Source organism: Pseudomonas tritici, from assembly GCF_014268275.3.
Lineage (GTDB): Bacteria > Pseudomonadota > Gammaproteobacteria > Pseudomonadales > Pseudomonadaceae > Aquipseudomonas > Aquipseudomonas tritici.
Map to the genome: position 1 here is coordinate 4,228,922 of NZ_CP077084.1, position 17,516 is coordinate 4,246,437.

The 17,516-nt window shown below is 63.0% G+C and carries 14 protein-coding genes; 1 reads left to right on the forward strand and 13 read right to left on the reverse strand.

The window, feature by feature from the left end:
* Window positions 1–6: 6 nt before the first annotated feature.
* The 4 genes from gspG to HU722_RS19095 all read right to left on the reverse strand — a co-directional run bounded on the left by gspG (window position 7) and on the right by HU722_RS19095 (window position 3,769).
* Window positions 7–432, reverse strand: coding sequence for a type II secretion system major pseudopilin GspG (gene gspG, locus HU722_RS19080; protein WP_024076412.1), 426 nt, complete (start codon window positions 430–432; stop codon window positions 7–9).
* Window positions 433–451: 19 nt separating this feature from the next.
* On the reverse strand, window positions 452–1,654 hold the full coding sequence (gene gspF, locus HU722_RS19085) for a type II secretion system inner membrane protein GspF (protein WP_065874042.1): 1,203 nt from the start codon (window positions 1,652–1,654) through the stop codon (window positions 452–454).
* Entirely contained in the window at window positions 1,651–3,387 is a 1,737-nt protein-coding gene (gene gspE, locus HU722_RS19090) for a type II secretion system ATPase GspE (protein ID WP_065874043.1), read from the reverse strand. The genes gspF and gspE overlap by 4 nt, the downstream gene beginning before the upstream one ends.
* A gap of 154 nt (window positions 3,388–3,541) precedes the next feature.
* The gene (locus tag HU722_RS19095; RefSeq protein ID WP_049712459.1) at window positions 3,542–3,769 is read right to left on the reverse strand and encodes a hypothetical protein; all 228 of its coding nucleotides are present in this window, start codon (window positions 3,767–3,769) and stop codon (window positions 3,542–3,544) included.
* A 509-nt stretch (window positions 3,770–4,278) separates the two neighbouring features.
* Here HU722_RS19095 and HU722_RS19100 point away from each other — a divergent pair.
* On the forward strand, window positions 4,279–7,029 hold the full coding sequence (locus tag HU722_RS19100) for a beta-glucosidase (RefSeq protein WP_065890679.1): 2,751 nt from the start codon (window positions 4,279–4,281) through the stop codon (window positions 7,027–7,029).
* A gap of 141 nt (window positions 7,030–7,170) precedes the next feature.
* Here HU722_RS19100 and HU722_RS19105 read toward each other — a convergent pair whose 3' ends face one another.
* From HU722_RS19105 to HU722_RS19145, 9 genes are all read right to left on the reverse strand, one after another.
* The gene (locus HU722_RS19105) at window positions 7,171–7,785 is read right to left on the reverse strand and encodes a TetR/AcrR family transcriptional regulator (protein ID WP_065874047.1); all 615 of its coding nucleotides are present in this window, start codon (window positions 7,783–7,785) and stop codon (window positions 7,171–7,173) included.
* A 128-nt stretch (window positions 7,786–7,913) separates the two neighbouring features.
* Window positions 7,914–8,705, reverse strand: a complete 792-nt coding sequence (gene fecE, locus HU722_RS19110) for a Fe(3+) dicitrate ABC transporter ATP-binding protein FecE (RefSeq protein ID WP_065874048.1) — start codon at window positions 8,703–8,705, stop codon at window positions 7,914–7,916.
* Between the two features lie 4 nt (window positions 8,706–8,709).
* Window positions 8,710–9,678, reverse strand: a complete 969-nt coding sequence (locus HU722_RS19115; RefSeq protein WP_065874050.1) for an iron chelate uptake ABC transporter family permease subunit — start codon at window positions 9,676–9,678, stop codon at window positions 8,710–8,712.
* Entirely contained in the window at window positions 9,675–10,664 is a 990-nt protein-coding gene (gene fecC / locus HU722_RS19120) for an iron-dicitrate ABC transporter permease FecC (RefSeq protein ID WP_065874051.1), read from the reverse strand. The genes HU722_RS19115 and fecC overlap by 4 nt, the downstream gene beginning before the upstream one ends.
* 2 nt (window positions 10,665–10,666) lie before the next feature.
* The gene (locus HU722_RS19125) at window positions 10,667–11,581 is read right to left on the reverse strand and encodes a Fe(3+) dicitrate ABC transporter substrate-binding protein (protein WP_371905391.1); all 915 of its coding nucleotides are present in this window, start codon (window positions 11,579–11,581) and stop codon (window positions 10,667–10,669) included.
* 246 nt (window positions 11,582–11,827) lie between these two features.
* Window positions 11,828–14,218, reverse strand: coding sequence for a TonB-dependent receptor (locus tag HU722_RS19130; protein WP_065890678.1), 2,391 nt, complete (start codon window positions 14,216–14,218; stop codon window positions 11,828–11,830).
* A gap of 84 nt (window positions 14,219–14,302) precedes the next feature.
* Entirely contained in the window at window positions 14,303–15,913 is a 1,611-nt protein-coding gene (locus tag HU722_RS19135) for a gamma-glutamyltransferase family protein (RefSeq protein WP_065880895.1), read from the reverse strand.
* Window positions 15,914–15,950: 37 nt separating this feature from the next.
* Window positions 15,951–16,730: an amino acid ABC transporter ATP-binding protein gene (locus tag HU722_RS19140; RefSeq protein ID WP_065890677.1), complete on the reverse strand. Its 780-nt coding sequence runs from the start codon at window positions 16,728–16,730 to the stop codon at window positions 15,951–15,953.
* Window positions 16,731–16,732: 2 nt separating this feature from the next.
* Entirely contained in the window at window positions 16,733–17,509 is a 777-nt protein-coding gene (locus HU722_RS19145) for an amino acid ABC transporter permease (RefSeq protein ID WP_065890676.1), read from the reverse strand.
* Window positions 17,510–17,516 lie beyond the last annotated feature (7 nt).

Sequence of the window (17,516 nt, forward strand, 5' to 3'; positions counted from 1 at the left end):
AGCGGGTTATTCCCAGTTGCCCAGGTCGGCGCTGTAGCCTTCGCCGCCGGGTTGGCCGTCCTGACCGTAGAAGATCAGGTCAAAGGCGCCGTGTTCACCGGGGAAGCGGTAGCCGAAGGCATGGCCGAACGGGTCTTTGAGGTCTGACGGCTTGGCGTACGGCCCGGCCCAGCCGGCGCTGTTGCCGGGTTTGTCGACCAACTGCTGCAGGGTCTTGGGCGGCGAACCGACGTCCAGGCCATAGCTTTCGATCTTCATGCTCAGGCTGGCGAGCTGCGCCTTGCCCGCGCCGTATTTGCCCTTGTCCACATTGCCGCCGACCTGGCGCACCACGATGGTCGCGACGATGCCCAGCAGCACGATCACCGCGAGCATTTCCAGCAAGGTAAAACCGCCCTGGCGGCGGGCGGGCTTGAATCGGGTATGGCGCATAGGTGCAGTCCTCAAGGGTTCATATATTGCTGGTCAAGCTCATCAGCGGCAGCATGATCGCCAGCATGATCACCGCCACCAGCACCGCCATGACCACGGTCAGGGATGGCACAAGGGCGGCCAGCAAGCGGTCGATGCCGCGCTTGGCTTCGACGTCGAACACATCGGCGACCTTGAGCAGCATGCTGTCGAGTTCGCCGGCCTGTTCGCCGACTTCAATCATTTGCAGGGCCAGATCGGGCAGCAGCGGCTCGCTGCCGAAGGCACTCGCCAGGGTGCCGCCGCCCTTCACCGACTCGGCAGCCTGGGCGACTTGCGCTTGCAGGGCGCGGTTGGTGCAAACCTGCCGGGCGATCACCAAGGCTTGCAGCAGGGCCACGCCGTTGCTGAGCAAGGTGCCAAGGGTGCGGGCCAGTCGCGCGGCTTCGACCCGCTGCAGCAGCGGGCCGATGATGCGAATGCCCAACACGCGGCGGTCGTATTTTTCGCGGCGCTGCGGGTCGCGCAGGCGGGCGGCGAGTGTCCAGATCGTCACGATCAAACCGGCCAACACCGCAAGGCCATAGGCACCGAGGAATTGGCCAAGCGCCAGAATCACTTCAGTGATCAGCGGAATCGGCACGCCCAGGTCCTTGAAGATCGGCACGAACTGCGGCACCACGTAGGCCAGCAACAGGGCCAGCGAACCGAGCACGCCCACGACCAGGAAGGCCGGGTAGATCAGGGCGTTGATCACCTCGCCCCTGAGCAACTGGCTACGCTCCAGGTAATCGCTGAGCTGGCGCAGGGTGTCCTCCAGGGCGCCGCCCGCCTCACCCGCACGCACCATGCTCAGGTACAACGGCGAGAACTGGCCGCCCTCCTCCTCCAGCGCCTTGGATAACGGTTGGCCGGCCTTGACGTGTTCGCGGATGCGCTCGATCAACGCGCGGGTCTGCGGCTGGCCAGGCTGCTTGAGCAGGATGCCCAGCGAGCGCTCCAACGGTTGGCCGGCGCCCAACAGCGTGGCCAGTTGCTGGGTGAAACTGACCAGTGCCGCGCCGTTCAACTGGCCACGGCCAAAGGCCTTGCGCAGCCCCTGGCCCCCCGCCGCATCGATCTGCAACAACAGCAAGCCGCGCTTGTGCAAGGCGGCGACGGCAGCGGCGTGGTCCTTGGCTTCCAGGGTGCCGTTTTGCGCCTGGCCCTGGCTGTCGAGGGCGCGGTATTTGAACAGGCTCACGCGCCCTCCCCACGGGTGACGCGCAGCACTTCTTCGAGCGAGGTGACACCCGCCACGGCCTGGCGCAGGCCCTCTTCGTGCAAGGTCCGCAGGCCGCCACGGCGGGCGGCCTGTTCAAGGGTGGCGGCGTCGGCCTGGCGCATCAACAGGCTGCGCAGTTCGTCGTTCATCACCAGCAGTTCGGTGATTGCGCTGCGACCGTGGTAGCCACCGCCCGCTGCATCGGCGCGGGGGCGATAGAGCATGATCGGGCGCTGCTCGGTAAACCGATCCAGGCCATGTTCGGCGATCAACTCCGCGGGTGCTTCGAACGCTTCGCGCGTGGTCGGGTCCAGGCGCCGCACCAGACGCTGGGCGAGGATGCCATTGACCGTCGAGGCGATCAGGTAGCTCTCGACGCCCATATCCAGCAGCCGCGTGATACTCGCCGCCGCGCTATTCGTGTGCAGGGTCGACAGCACCAGGTGGCCGGTGAGGGACGATTGGATCGCGATGCGGCAGGTTTCCAGGTCGCGGATTTCACCGATCATGATCACGTCCGGGTCCTGACGCACGATGGAGCGCAGCGCGCCGGCAAAGTCCAGGCCGATGGCGGGTTTGACCTGGATCTGGTTGATGCCTTCAAGCTGGTATTCCACCGGGTCTTCGACCGTGATGATCTTGCGCTCGGCGGTGTTGAGGCGCGACAGCGCGGTGTACAACGTGGTGGTCTTGCCCGAGCCAGTGGGCCCGGTGACGAGCAGGATGCCGTGGGGCCGTTCGAGCACTTCCAGGAAGGTTTCCAGGCGCTGGCCATCGAAGCCCAGGCTCTGGAAATCGAACTGCACGGTCTGCCGGTCGAGCAGGCGCATGACCACCGACTCGCCAAAACTGGTGGGCACCGTGGACACCCGTAAGTCCAGCTCCTTGCCCTGGATACGCAGCATGATCCGCCCGTCCTGCGGCAGGCGCCGCTCGGCAATGTCCAGGCGCGCCATGATTTTCACCCGCGAAATCACCGCCGCTGAGGAACTCGACGGCGGCGCCTCGGCTTCGTGCAGCACGCCGTCGATGCGATAGCGCACCTTCAACTGGTTTTCGAACGGCTCGATATGAATGTCCGAGGCGCGCTGTTCCACCGCGCGCTGCAGGATCAGGTTGACCAGGCGAATCACCGGCGCCTCGGAGGCCATGTCCTTGAGGTGTTCGATGTCTTCCAGTGCACCGCCCTGCTCATCGAGGTTTTCGATCAAGGTGCCCATGGCTGAGCGGCCCTGGCCGTAGTAGCGCTCGATCAGCGTCTCGACTTCATTGCGCGGCCCCACGGCCAACCACACCGGCACACCACAGGCATAGGCCACAGCCTGGAACGGGTACACCAGCGACGGGTTCGCCGCCAGAACCCGCAGGCCGCCCTGGCTCCAGCCCACGGGCACCACCTGGTAGTGGCGCATGAAACGCTCGGTCAGTTGTGGCAACGGGTCCAGCAGCGGCGGCGCGGCATCCGCCAGCAGCAGCGGTGCGCCGAGCAAGTCTGCCCAGGCGCGGGCCAATTCCACTTCGGAGACCAGCCCGAGGCGCGTCAGCAAGCCGAGCAACTCGCTGTCGCCGCCTTCCTGGGACAGGCGTCGGGCGCGCTCCAGGTCGACGGTTTTCAAGCCGGCCTGTTGCATCAACCACGCGCACACCTGTTCGGTGTTCGGGATATGCAGTTGGCAGGCATTGATGGGCGTTGAAAGGCTGGGCTGGGACATGGGTAAAAATCTGAGGGGCGATGTGCTAAAGGGCTGTGTAAACCCCTTGTGGGAGCGGGCTTGCCCGCGATGGCAGTGGATCAGGGCCGAATATGCTGGCTGATACACCGCTATCGCGGGCAAGCCCGCTCCCACAGGAGTCCGCGTTTTCCCGTCAGTTGGACGTTTTCGGCGCGGTCGTCTGGCTGCTGTTCAGCGGCCGGCCACCCTTGGTGGTTTCAGCCTTCTGTTTTTTTGCCGCCTTGGCGTCGTGGGCCTGGGTCAGCACGGTGGAATCGGTGGCCCCGGATGTCGCATCAGCGTCCGTGGACTCAGCCGCCATCGCCGCGCCACTCAGCGCGACGCTCAGTACAACACCGGCACCCAGCAAGGAAATCTTCATCAACTTTCTCCAGATCAAAAACAGCAGATAGCCCAAGTGGCGCCTTGAACTCGATCAAGACCCTACACCAAAGCAGTGTGTATTACAGCTTGTATAAGACATGGCACTTTAGAACTACCGAGCAATGCCACTAGTTAGCCATGCCACGACATATTTTCTTAAACCAATCGACTAGTAGGTTTAACACAAGTTCCAAAACGTAAGAAATTATTTCTTATTTCACGCAAAAATTAGCTTTCGTTTGACTTATAACCGCAAGAATTGCCTTAATTATGCGGTTTTCGCGGTTCAAAATGCCATCTCGTGATATCGCTTAGACACTACTTACAACAATAACCACTACAATTATTACACTTATAAAACTGCGTAATTCGCCAAATAGTTGCAATTAGCCATCGGTTAAAAATTGCGATCACGGGTAACTATTGCCCAGAAAAAAGTGACGAGCGTGCACAGCAACCCGCACTTCTCGGCGCGCCATGTTTACTGAACAGTTGTCGGAGAGACCCATGAATAAACGCAAAATGATCGGTGCACAGTCGGCATTCGCCCTGCTGGCACTGGCCGTGTCCCAGGTGCACGCGGCGACCAGCCCTGCCCTGGATGAAGGTCGTGTGAGCCGTGCGGAAAACGCCGCAGACAAAACCCTGGCCAAGATGACCATGGAAGAAAAACTCGCCTACATCGGCGGCACCGGTGGCTGGGATGTCAAGCCGCTGACCCAGTACGGTGTCCCGCAGATTCACGGCGCCGATGGCGGCGTGGGTGTGCGCTACACCAGCGAAGGCAACGCACAAGGCGTGGTCTACCCGTCCGGGCCAAACCTGGCCGCCAGCTGGAACCCGCGCCGCGCCATCGACCTGGGCCGTGCCCTGGGTTATGACACTGCCAGCGGCGGTTATCAGTTTGTCACCGGCCCCGGCGTGAACCTGTATCGCATGCCATACAGCGGCCGTGCGTTCGAGTATTTGTCCGGTGAAGACCCGTTCCTCGGCGCCAGCCTCGGGCCGGCGTTGATCAACGGTATTCAGTCACGCGGGGTGTGGGCCAATGCCAAGCATTTCGCCGCCAACGACCAGGAAAGCAACCGCTTCCACCTTGATGAAATCATCAGCGAACGCGTCCTGCGCGAAATGACCTTGCCGCCGTTCGAGTCCGCCTCGAAGAACAGCAAAGTCGCGATGATGATGTGCGCGTTCCAGAAGGTGAACGGCGAGTTCGCCTGCCAGAACAAGCACCTGATGCGCGACATTCTGAAAACCGAATGGGGCTACCCGGGCTTCGTGCAGAGTGACTACAACGCTGTGGTCAGCGGTTTGCCAGCGGCACAGGCCGGCACCGACCTGGACATGATGGGCTACCAGATGAACAGCACCATCCTCAAGCCGTACCTGGACAGCGGCGAGCTGAGCAGCGCGACCATCGATGACAAGGTGCGCCGCATTCTCAAGCAGATCTACCTGTACAAGTTCGACAGCAAGGCACCGCTGACCAGCCACAACATGAACAGCGCCACCAGCAATCGCGTAGCGCTGAACGCCGCCCGTGAAGGCATCGTGCTGCTGAAAAACCAGAACAACCTGCTGCCGCTGGACGCGAAAAAGGTCAAGCGCATCGCTGTGGTCGGCACCCTGGCCAAGTACGCGCCACCCACCGGTTTTGGCAGTGCCAACGTCATGGCCGCTAACTACATCAGCGAGCTGAGCGGCCTGCAGCAACTGGCGCCGGGCGCCAAGGTCGAGTTCATCGACGGGCTGTCCCTGGACCCGGCCACTTCGACTTGGACCCATGCCGACAGCAATGGCAACAGCGCCAAAGGCTTGAAGACCGAGTTCTTCAGCAACACCAACTGGTCCGGTGACCCGGCCGCCAGCCGCACTGACACGCATGTCGACCTGGACTGGTCCACCGACAGCCTGCCGGTGAACGGCGATACCGCCGCCACTTCGATTCGCTACAGCGGCCAGATCACCCCAGCCGTCAGCGGCGAACAGGTGTTCAAGATCCGCGCCGACGGTGCGGTGCGCCTCTATGTCAACGGCAAGAAAGTCCTCGATAACGGCGACGGCAAGCCGCTGCCAAACAACAGCATCCCGCCGACCATCCCGGTGTTTGCCAAGGTCAACCTGGAGGCCGGCAAACCCGTCGATATCAAGCTGGAATACTCGCGTCGCAACGGCTACCTCTCGACCATGGGCGGCCTGGTCGGCGTGCAAATGAGCTGGGCCTCGCTGGTCGCGCCCAAGGATCTGGCGCAGTACGACGCCGTGCTGGTGGCAGCCGGTAACAGCAACGAATACGAGGGTGAAGGCTTCGACCACAGCTTCGATTTGCCGGAGTACCAGAACCTGCTGATCCAGAGCATCGCCAAGGTCAACCCGAACACCGTGGTCACGCTGCACGGCGGTACCGGTTTGAAGATGAGCGACTGGATCGACCAGGTACCGGCCGCGCTGCATGCGTTCTACCCTGGGCAAAACGGCGGCCAGGCCCTGGCGGAGATTCTGCTGGGCAAGGTAAACCCGTCGGCCAAGCTGCCGATCAGTATCGAACGCAACATCGAAGACAACCCGATCTACGCGACCTTCCCAAAATTCGACAACCAGGAAACCCTGGCCGAGATGAGCTACAAGGATGACCTGTTCCTGGGCTATCGCGGCTATGAGAAAAAAGGCATCAAGCCGCTCTACCCATTCGGTTATGGCTTGTCGTACACCACCTTCGGCTACAGCAACATCAGCGTGACCCCTGGGGTGGCGGTGGCCGGTGCACCGATCAAGGTGTCGTTCGACCTGGCCAACACCGGCAAGGTGGCAGGCGCCGAGGTCGCCGAGTTGTACGTGGGCCAGAACAACCCGAAAGTGGAGCGCGCCATCAAGGAACTCAAGGGCTACAAGAAGGTGTTCTTGAAGCCCGGCGAGAGCAAGCGCGTGACCATCGAGCTCAACGACCGCTCGCTGGCCTACTACGACGTGGCGAGCAAGCAATGGGTGGTGGATGCGGACAGTTTCAACCTGTCGGTGGGGGCGTCGTCCCAGGATATTCGCCTGAACGCCAAGCTGGTCAACCCGTTCCGCCAGGAACTGTCGACCACCACCAGCAACCCGCTGCCGCGCTCAGCGCTCAATTCGACGCTGCGTGAATCGACGGTGAAGACCGGTGGCGTGCTGCATCAGAATGAAGGTGACAGCGGCACCAGCGACGGTGATGGCTATGACATGAGCGATGACAGCAGCCAGGGCAGTGCCACCGGTAACTAACAGATAAGAGGAGTGCTTTTTGTGGGAGCGGGCTTGCCCGCGATGGCGGAGTTTCAGTCGGTACATTTGCTGCTTGACTCACCGCTATCGCAGGCAAGCCAGCTCCCACATTTGGATCTTCATGCATCAGGCGCATGAGACTCAGGTTCTGATGGCCGCTTCGACCCGCGCAATGTAGGTATCGAAACGCGCCACCAGGTCCACCCGCTCGGGAAAGCGCAGCCATTGGACTTGCAACCCATCCATCATGGCCAGAATCTCTTCCACCAGCCCGGCGATGTCCACATCACCGCGCACCTCCCCCGCCGCCACCAGGTCGGCAAACTGCCCCTGCATCCGCTGATGAATCGCCGCATAGCGCTCCTGGAACCACGTCCACGCCGGGTGGGTGTCCAGCAAACTTTCGGCATTCAGAATCGTAAACGCCCGCACCACCCCCGGTGCCGTTGCGTTCGAGCGGTTAATGGCACGCAGGCTGCCGAGCAAGCCATTGAGGGTTTTTTCAGCTCGCACTTCGTCGGCAATCCGTTGATTGACCTCGTCGCGACGCTGCAACACGCCCATCAATAGCGAAATTTTGCTGGGAAAGTGGTGCAACAAGCCGGCCACTGAAATGCCGACAATCGCTGCCACCTGGGCCATCGAGGCGCCGCTGTAACCTTCCAGGGAAAACACCTGCAAGGCTGCGTCCAGCAGTTCTTCGCGGCGTTTTTCACCTTTGGGTGCGCGACGGGTCTTGGGGGCGGGTTCTTTCATGAGGACGTCCTTGTGGGCAGGCTTGCACCGTATCCAAATCGGCCCTGAGCCGCAAATAAAGCTCAGGTGCTCTCCCGTTCGATCAAGCGGCAGCCCAACAGGTTCAAGCGCTGCACCTCACCCTTGCGTCAGGCGGAATGGCGGGTGCTTTTTTCGACCACGCACATGGGCGTGCCCGACACCGGTTCGTTCATGATCTGCACCTGCACCTCAAACACCTGCCGCATCAGCTCGGCACTGATCACGTCCCCCGGCGCGCCGTCGGCCACCAGCTTGCCACCGTGCATCACCGCCAGGTGGTCGGCATAACGGCAAGCCTGGTTGATATCGTGCAGCACGGTAATCACCGTCTTCCCTTCAGCGGCCAGTTCGCCCATCAAGTCGAGCAGTTCAACCTGGTGGCTGATGTCCAGGTAGGTCGTGGGCTCATCCAGCAACACCACCGGCGCGTTCTGCGCCAACACCATGGCCAGCCAGGCACGTTGGCGTTGACCACCGGATAGATCTGCCAGGGCGCGGTCGGCCAGGCTGTCCAGTTCCAGGCGTTGCATGGCCTGGGTCACATGGGATTGATCGTTGCCGCTCAGGCGCCCCCACAATGAGTTGTGCGGGCTGCGACCATAGGCGACCAATTGGCGCACGCTGACACCTTCCGGCACCGGCAATACTTGAGGCAAAAACGCAATCTGCCGCGCCAATTGGCGAGCGGACAGGCCGGCGTAGGCCTGGCCATCCAGGGTCAATTCGCCCTGGGTCGGCTTGAGGATGCGCGCAAAGGCCTTGAGCAAGGTGGATTTGCCGCAGCCGTTCGGCCCGATCAGCGCAGTGACCTTTCCGGCGGGTGGCGTGAATGACAACCCTTGCACGATGCGTGTCGCGCCGTAGCCAATATCGAGTTGATGTGCTTGAAGAATACTCATGTCATCAGCCCTTGAACCGTGCCAGCAGCCAAAGAAAATACGGCGCGCCAATCACCGCCGTGAGCACCCCGGCGGGAATTTCGCTGGGCGCGATCAACGTGCGTCCCAACGTGTCGGCCAGCACCAGTAACAGTGCACCGATCAGCATCGACGCCGGCAGCAGGTACTGGTGATGCCCGCCCACCAACCGCCGCGCCATATGCGGTGCGACCAGGCCGATAAACCCAATCGGCCCGATCACGCCCACGCCCAGGCTGGTCAGCAGCACCGCGCAGGCCATTGCCAGCCAGCGCGTGCGGTTCAGTGCCGTGCCGAGGCTGTGGGCGGCCTCATCGCCGAGGGCGACCAGGTTCAGCGGCTTGGCCAGGCACAGGCCCACGGGGATCAACACCAGGAACGGCAGCAGCAGCGCCACATGGTGCCAATTGCGGCTCCACAGGCTACCGGTCAGCGCGAGCAATGCGGTGTTGATATCCAGCGGGTGGGACAGGATCAGAAACTCGGTGACGCTGGATAAGGTCACCGCAATCGCCACCCCGGACAACGCAAAGCGCACCCCGGAAAAACTCACCCCGGTGTTGTACAGCGCCAGCAGCAACGCGCCAGCCGCCCCGCCCAAACAGGCCACCAGCGGCAGCCAGGCAATTGGCAAGTGCGGCCAGCTGATGATCACCACGGTCAGCGCCAGCCCCGCGCCCTGGGTCACGCCGAGAATTTCCGGCGAAGCCAGCGGGTTGCGGATCACGCCCTGCACAATCGCCCCGGCCAGGCCAAAGGCTGCACCTGCGAGGATCGCGATCAGGCTGCGTGGCAGGCGGTGGTTCCATACTTCGAAGTCGAGTGCATCGTGGGCCAGCAGGCGGTCCAGCACGGTGTCGAGCGTGAGCCACAGGGTGCCGGCGCTGAGGCTGACGAAGGTCGCCAGCAGCAACAGGCCGAGCAGCAGCCATAGGCGTAATCGTGGCCGGATCATAAGGCGCGCCTGGCAAGAAAGAGAAAGAACGGTGCGCCGATCAACGCGGTGACCACGCCAGCCGGCGTTTCCACCGGGAAAGACACGGCGCGGCTGAGCAGGTCAGCCCCCAGCACGATCACCGCGCCCAACGCTGCGCTCAGCGGGATCAGCCAGCGGTAGTCATTACCGAGGAACTGGCGAAGAATATTCGGCGCGATCAACCCGACAAAACCGATCGGCCCCACGGCACAGACACTCGCCCCCACCAGCAACAGGCTGGCGATAAACACCTGCAAACGCAGGCTGGCGATGCCCACGCCCAACGAACGTGCGGCGTCTTCGCCAAGGTTGATCAGGTTCAGGCGCGGTGCACACCAGAGCGCCCACAGCCCGCCAATCAAGGTGCACGGCCAGAGCAACTGCACTTGCGCGGCGCCCACATTGGCCAGGGAGCCGGCCAGCCAGTTGAGCACGCTTTGCGCCTGGGCCTCGACCAGAATCACCGTGAGCCGGGTCAGTGCCGCACACAATGCCGCTACCGCAACGCCGGCCAAGACCAGACGGCCCTGGGCCGTGGTCGGCGACCAGGCGCCGCCAAGGCTGAATACCGTGATCCAGGCCAACGCGCCGCCCAGGCAGGTCATCAACAATGCACCACCGGCAAACGGCGGCGCGACCAGGCCGGTGGAAAACAGGGCCAAGCCCAACGCCGCGCCCGCTGTCACACCAAACAAGGACGGCGAGGCCAGACGGTTGCGCGTAATGCCCTGCATCAGCGCGCCGGCCAGGCCCAGGCAGGCGCCGACCAAGGCGGCACACACGGCACGCGGCACGCGCAACTGGGCGACGATATACGCCATGTTGCCGCCTACGCTGCCTTGATGGAACAGCCCATTCCACGCGTCCGCCGCCGTGAGCGTGAACGGCGACCAGCTGTACAGCGAGAGCCAGAACAACAACGCGCCCAGCAATACAATGCCTGCCGCCGCAAAACCGCGTTGCACGCTTACTGGCTCAACACAGCTTTGCCGCCTTTAAGAATCGCCAACGCATCTTCGGCGATCTGCTCCGAGGCCAGCACGCCACGGTTGCGCGCCCAGCTGTCGCCATCGACTTCGGCTACCTGCTTGTTACGCACGGCGCTGAGCACTTGCCACAACGGCTGCTTGCTCCAGCTGTCGACGATGCTGGGGCGACGGTAATGGCCGACCAGCAACCAGCCCGGGTCGAGGGCGAGCAGTTGCTCCAGGCTGACAAATTCGGTGGGCGCGGCGTTGGCGCGTACCGATGGGACTTTCAGGCCGATGGCCTGCAACACGCTGCCTGCGTAGGAGTCTGGGCCGTGCACGGAGAAGCTGTCTTCACGGGCGACGCCGAACAGCACGCTGGCGCCAGCGGGAATCTGTTGCGCGATGGCTTTGAGGTTTTCACGGTTCTTCTGGATACGCGCTTCCATCTGCGCGCTCTTGCCAAGCGCCTTGCCGATCAGCTCGGCAGATTTCAGGCTGCCTTGGTAATCCTCACCACGCGAGGGCAACAACAGCGTCGGCGCGATGCTCGCCAAGTCGCTGTACAACGCCTGGTGGCGATTGAGGTCGGCGACGATCAGGTCGGGCTTGAGCCGGGCGATTTCCTCGATGCTCGGCTGCGAGCGCAGGCCTACGGACTTCCACTCACCGATAGCCTGGCGCACACGGGGCAACACGCGGTTGGCATCACCATCATCGGCGGCGCCAACGGGCGTTACGTCAACGGCAGCCAAACTGTCGAGAAAGGAAAACTCCAGCACCACCACACGCTTGGGCGCGTCCGGCAGATGCACCGCGTGCTGGCCATCATTGAGGTCGATCGGGGCGGCGCTCAGCAGGCTTGAAGAGAACGCCAAGAGGCAGGCGGCAACGGTGGGGATGGAGCGCAACATTCGCATGACAAGGACCTCGGCGTTGGAACACCCCAGCTAGACCTGTTGGGGAAAACGGCGGGTACTATTCCATATTGGCGCGGCGCGATCAAAAAACATTCTCATTAAGGTGATCCCCGCCGACACCGCCGATCAAATGTGGGAGCGGGCTTGCTCGCGAATACGGAGGGTCAGTCGAAGATGCTCCAACTGGGCCACCGCTTTCGCGAGCAAGCCCGCTCCCACATTTTGATCGGTGTACACCCGCTAGAAGTCGACGGTGGCTGACAGCAGGTAGGTACGCGGTGTCGACAAGGTCAACCCCGGCTCACTGTCATCCGACGCCCCGGCCGAGCTCCAGTAGCGCTTATCGGCGACGTTCTCCACATTCGCCCGCAAGGTGATGTGCTTGTCATCCACTTTGAACCCATACCGCGCGCCGACATCGACGCGGTTCCACGCATCGATTTCCTTGACGTTGGACTGGTCCAGGTACTGCGAGCTGGAATAGATGCCACGGCTGGTCAACGTCAGGCCTTCAAGGCCCGGCACATCCCATTCGGCGCCCAGGTTAACGTTGTATTTAGGCGTCGCCGGGGCGCGGTTGCCGTCCCAGGCGCCGTTGGTGGTGTCCTTCAGCTCGCTGTCGATGTACATCACCCCGCCCAGCAGGCGCACGCCCTTGAGCGGCTCGCCGAATACACTCAGCTCCACACCGGAGTTCTGACGCTTGCCGTTGGGGCCGAACAACCGCGAGGCGGTGTTGGTTTCATAGGCCGGCTGCTTGATGCGAAACACAGCGGCGGTCACGGCAAAGGCGCCGGCGTCGTATTTGGCGCCCACTTCCACCTGGCGGCTGATGAACGGCGGGAAGATTTCGTCCTCGTTGCTCGAGGTCGACGGCGCGATCTTGCCCTGGCTCAGGCCTTCCATGTAGTTGGCGTACAGCGACAGCTTGTCGGTGGCCTTGAACAGAAGTCCACCGGACGGCGAGACCTTTTCTTCGTCGTAGGCGGTGTCGCCTTTGACACCGTCGCTCCAGTCATCCACCTTGACGCGCTGCCAACGCGCGCCGAGGGTCAGCAGCAGGCGGTCGTCGAAGAACCCCAGGGTGTCGGACAAGGCCACGCCGCTGAATTTGTTTTCGGTGTAGACCTTGGCGTCCTGGCGTATCGCCGTGGACGGCGTCGGCGTTTGCACCGGGTTGTAGAGGTTGCTCGTCGCCGTCCCGTAGCGGGCGCCGCCGTTGGTGAAGTCCATGTCGAAGTAGCTGGCCGCCAGGTTGACCTCATGGCTCACCGGCCCGGTATGGAACCAGTTGCGCACGCCGGCGGTGTAGGTGCGTACGTTTTCATCGCGGGTGAAATCCCGCGGCTGCACAGTGAACGCGCCAGCCGCATTGGTGACGGACACCGCATGACGCAGGAAGTCGTGGTTGCTTTTACGCGCGCCCATGCCGCCATACAGCATCACGTTATCGCTGAGGTCGTACTCAGCGTTGACCGTGCCAAAGGTGTCGTTGGTGCTGGCCTTGCTCCAGGATTGCGCGTAGTTGCGGCGCACATCGTTGGCGCTGGGCACCGGCGCTGCGGCCGCCACCTGCACGCGCTCTTGCGGTGCATCGGTGTCGCGTTCGGTGTGGCCGATATCGGTGGAAAGGCGCAGGCGCTCGCCGCGAAAGTCCAGGCCCAACACAGCCATTTCGCGGTCGACGCTCTGGTGGTCCCACTCGGTGTCGCCGGACTGCTTCACGCCGTTGAAGCGGATGCCGAACTTGTTGTCCTCACCGAAGCGTCTGCCCACATCCACCGCGCCGCCAGCCTGGCTGTCGGAGGCCCAGTTGCCGGTAAACGAGTTGATGTCCTTGTCGGTGGCGCGCTTGGGCACTACGTTGATGCCGCCACCGACGCTGCCGCGCGGTGAGATGCCGTTGATCAACTGGGTGGGGCCTTTGAAGATGTCGACGCGGTCGGCCATTTCCATGTCGATGGTGTAGGTCGGCAGTACGCCATAGAGACCGTTGTACGACACATCGCTGTTGAACAGGCTGAAACCGCGAATGGTGAACTGCTCATAACGCCCACCGGCCGGGTTGGTGGCGCGTACCGACGGGTCGCTGGCGATCAGGTCGCCCAAGGTGCGCGCCTGCTGGTTTTTCACCGCGTCAGCGGTGTAGGTGGTCATGCTGAACGGGGTTTCCATAAAGTCCCGCGTGCCCAGCAAACCCTGCGAGCCACGGCGCGCCACTTGCCCACCGGCGTAAGTGTCGCCGTCATACAGGCCGGTGGTGCCAAGGATTGAGGTCGGCGCCAGTTCCAGGCTGCTGCCATCCGGCACCGGCACCAACATGTAGGCCTGTGCCCCCATGGGTTGCAGTTGCAGGCCGGAGCCTTGCAGCAAGCGGGCGAAGCCCTCCTCTACGGCGTACTCACCGGACAAACCACTGCTGGTGCGACCGCTGACCAGGGCCGGGTCTACCGACAGGTTGACGCCTGCCAACCCGGCAAACCGGGTGAGTGCCGCGCTCAGGCTGCCGGCCGGCACCTGGTAGCTGCGGCGGGCGGCAGTGTCTTCGGCATAGCTGACGGCAGCGAATAACGGGCTGGCACTGAGGCTCAGCAGCAGGCTCAGTTTCAGCAAGGGGCGGACTACAGGCATTGGCGGAAGCTCTCGATATTGTTCACTTGCCTGGAATGACAGGCGAGATGAAAAAAAGGGACAAGCTCCGCCAATTTTTTTCGCTTACCACACTGCGATCGTTGAATCCGCCCTGGGCTCGGTGCCGCCGCACAATACACCACTGACCGGATCACGCAGGATGATCTGCCCGCGCCCGAAGTCGGTGAGGTCGCTGGCGACTTGTACCTGATGCCCGCGCCGCGCCAGGGCATTGGCCAGGTCGCGGGAGGCGCCCTGCTCGATGCCGACTTTCATGTCGCCCAGCCATTGCCAGCGCGGCGCGTCCAAGGCCGCTTGCGGGTTGAGGCCGAAGTCCACCAGGTTCATCACCATCTGCACATGGCCCTGGGGCTGCATATAGCCGCCCATCACACCGAACGGGCCGAGCGCCTGGCCGTCCTTGGTGAGGAAGCCGGGAATGATGGTGTGGAAGGTTTTCTTGCCCGGCGCCAGGCAGTTGGCGTGGGCAGGATCGAGGCTGAATTCCTGGCCACGGTTCTGCAGGGCGATGCCGCTGTCGGGCAGCACCACACCGGAGCCAAAGCCGTGGTAGTTGCTCTGGATGAACGAGACCATATTGCCTTCGGCGTCCGCCGTGGCCAGATAGACCGTGCCACTGGCGTGGGGGTCACCGGGTTTCGGGGGCTGGGCTTGTTCACCGATCTGGCTACGGCGACGGGTGCTGTAGTCATCGCTGAGCAGATCGGCGACGGCCAAGCGCATGTGCAGCGGGTCGGTGATGTAGTGCAGGCCGTCGCTGTAGGCGAGTTTCATCGCCTCCAACTGGCGGTGCCAGGTTTGTTGACTGTCGCGGTGATCGAAGCAGAAGCCTTCGAGGATATTCAGCGCCATCAGCGCCACAAGGCCCTGGCCGCTGGGTGGGATTTCCCAGACATCCACGCCCCGGTAGTTGATGTGGATCGGCTCCACCCACTGGGCGCGGTAGTCCTTGAGGTCGCTGGCGCGCAGGTAGCCGCCGCTGGCGCGGGAGTGGGCGTCCAGGCGTTCGGCCAGGGCGCCGCGATACAGGCTTTCGCAGCGAGTGGCGGCGAGTTCTTCCAGGGTGCGGGCCTGGGCCGGGTTGCGGAAAATCTCCCCCGCTCGCGGCGCGCAACCGTCGATCAGGAAGGTGTCGAACCAGGCAGCCAGCACTGGGTCGCGATGAGGCGTGAACTCATCCAGCGCAATCTGCCATTGATGAGCAACCACCGGCGACAGCGGGAAACCGTCCCGCGCCAGGCTGATCGCCGGTTGCAGCAACTCGGCAAACGGTAACTTGCCGAAGCGTTGCGACAGCTCGGCCCAAGCCGATGGGCAGCCCGGTACGGTGACGGGGGTCCACCCGTACAGCGGCATTTGATCGTGCCCCGCCGCCTTGACCGTCTCGATACTCAGGGCCGCCGGCGCATGGCCGTTGCCGTTCAGGCCGTGCAACTGGCCTTTGCACCAGACCAGGGCAAACGCATCGCCGCCCAGGCCGCAGCCAGTGGGCTCGACCACCGTCAACGCGGCCGCCGTGGCGATGGCGGCATCAATAGCGTTGCCGCCCTTTTGCATGATCTCGATGCCGGCCTGGGCGGCCAGGGGCTGGGACGCCGCGACCATGCCACGCTTGGCAAACACGCTTTGGCGTTGCGAGGGATAGGGGTACTCGTGAGCGGAGAATTTCAACATGGCAAAGGCTCTTCAACACAAAGGTTTATTAGCGGGCTCATAACACGCGGCTGAGAAAGGCCCGGGTACGGAGGTGGCTGGGGTGGCTGAAAATCTGTTCCGGCGGCCCTTGTTCGATGAGTTCGCCCTGGTCGAGCACCACCACGCGGTCCGCCACTTCACGGGCAAAGCCCATTTCATGGGTGACCACCACCATGGTCATGCCCTCCTCGGCAAGCTCCTTCATCACCTGCAGCACTTCGCCGACGGTTTCAGGGTCGAGGGCGCTGGTGGGTTCGTCGAACAACATGGCCTGGGGTTTCATCGCCAGGGCGCGGGCGATGGCGACCCGTTGCTGCTGGCCGCCGGAAAGCATCGATGGGTAGTGGCTGGCCTTGTCCGCCAAGCCGACTCGCGCCAGCAGGCCACGCGCCTGTTCCAGCGCTTCGGCACGTGGCGTGCCGAGGACCTGGATCGGCGCTTCGATGATGTTTTCCAGCGCAGTCATATGGGGGAACAAGTTGAAGCGCTGGAATACCATGCCAATGTCGCGGCGCTGGCGGGCGATGTTGCGCTCCGAATCGCGTACCAGGCTGCCGTCGCTGCGCTCGCGATAGCCCATGGCGCGGCCGTTGACGCGGATGCGCCCGCCCTGGATGTCTTCGAGCAGGTTGATGCAGCGGATAAAGGTGGTCTTGCCAGAGCCCGAGGCGCCGATCAGCACCACCACTTCGCCGCGCCGTACTTGCAGCGAGATGCCCTTGAGGATCTGCAGCGTGCCAAACGACTTGTGGATATCCAGCGCTTCAATGATCAGTTCTTCACTTTGGTGCGCCATGGTTATCGTCCCCTCAGCAGTTTCAGGGTGCTGCGCCCGAACATGCGACTGGCCGCCGGCGGTGGCGCGGAAGGCCGATCGGACTGGCCAAAACGCGCCTCCAGCCAGCGCTGGAAAAAGCCCCACAGCGTGGTGAGCATCAGGAAGTAGATCGCCACCACCAGGTACAGCTCGAACACGCGGAACGTTGCCGAGGTGACCATTTGGGTACTGAGCAGCAACTCCTGCACGCCGATCACGCTGACCAGGGTGGTGTTCTTGAGCATCACGTTGAACTCGTTGCCCAGCGGCGGCACGATCACCCGGAACGCCTGGGGCAGCACAATGCGCCGCATCAGCTTGGCGAAACCCATGCCGAGTGAACGTCCGGCCTCGTACTGGCCCTTGTCCACCGCGCCGATGCCGGCCCGGATGATCTCGGCCATGTACGCACCTTCATTCAGGCCCAACGCAATGATCGCCGCCTGGATGTTGCCGGGGACAACCAGGCCAAACAGATCGATATCCTCAAAGCGGAAAATCCCGCCCGCCGCCAGCGCCGTGTACAGGAACACAATCTGCACCAGCAACGGCGTGCCGCGCATCAGCCACACATAAAAACGCACCGGCAGGTGCAGCAGCGGGTTCTTTGACAAGCGCAACAACGCCGCCGCCAGCCCCAGCGCGCAGCCCAGCAGCATCGCCGACACGGCGATCAGGCAGGTCAGCCAAAGCCCGGTGAGGTACACCCCGCTGGGCTGCAACAGGTACTGCCAGAACACATCCCAATTGAAGTTCATTGCGGGA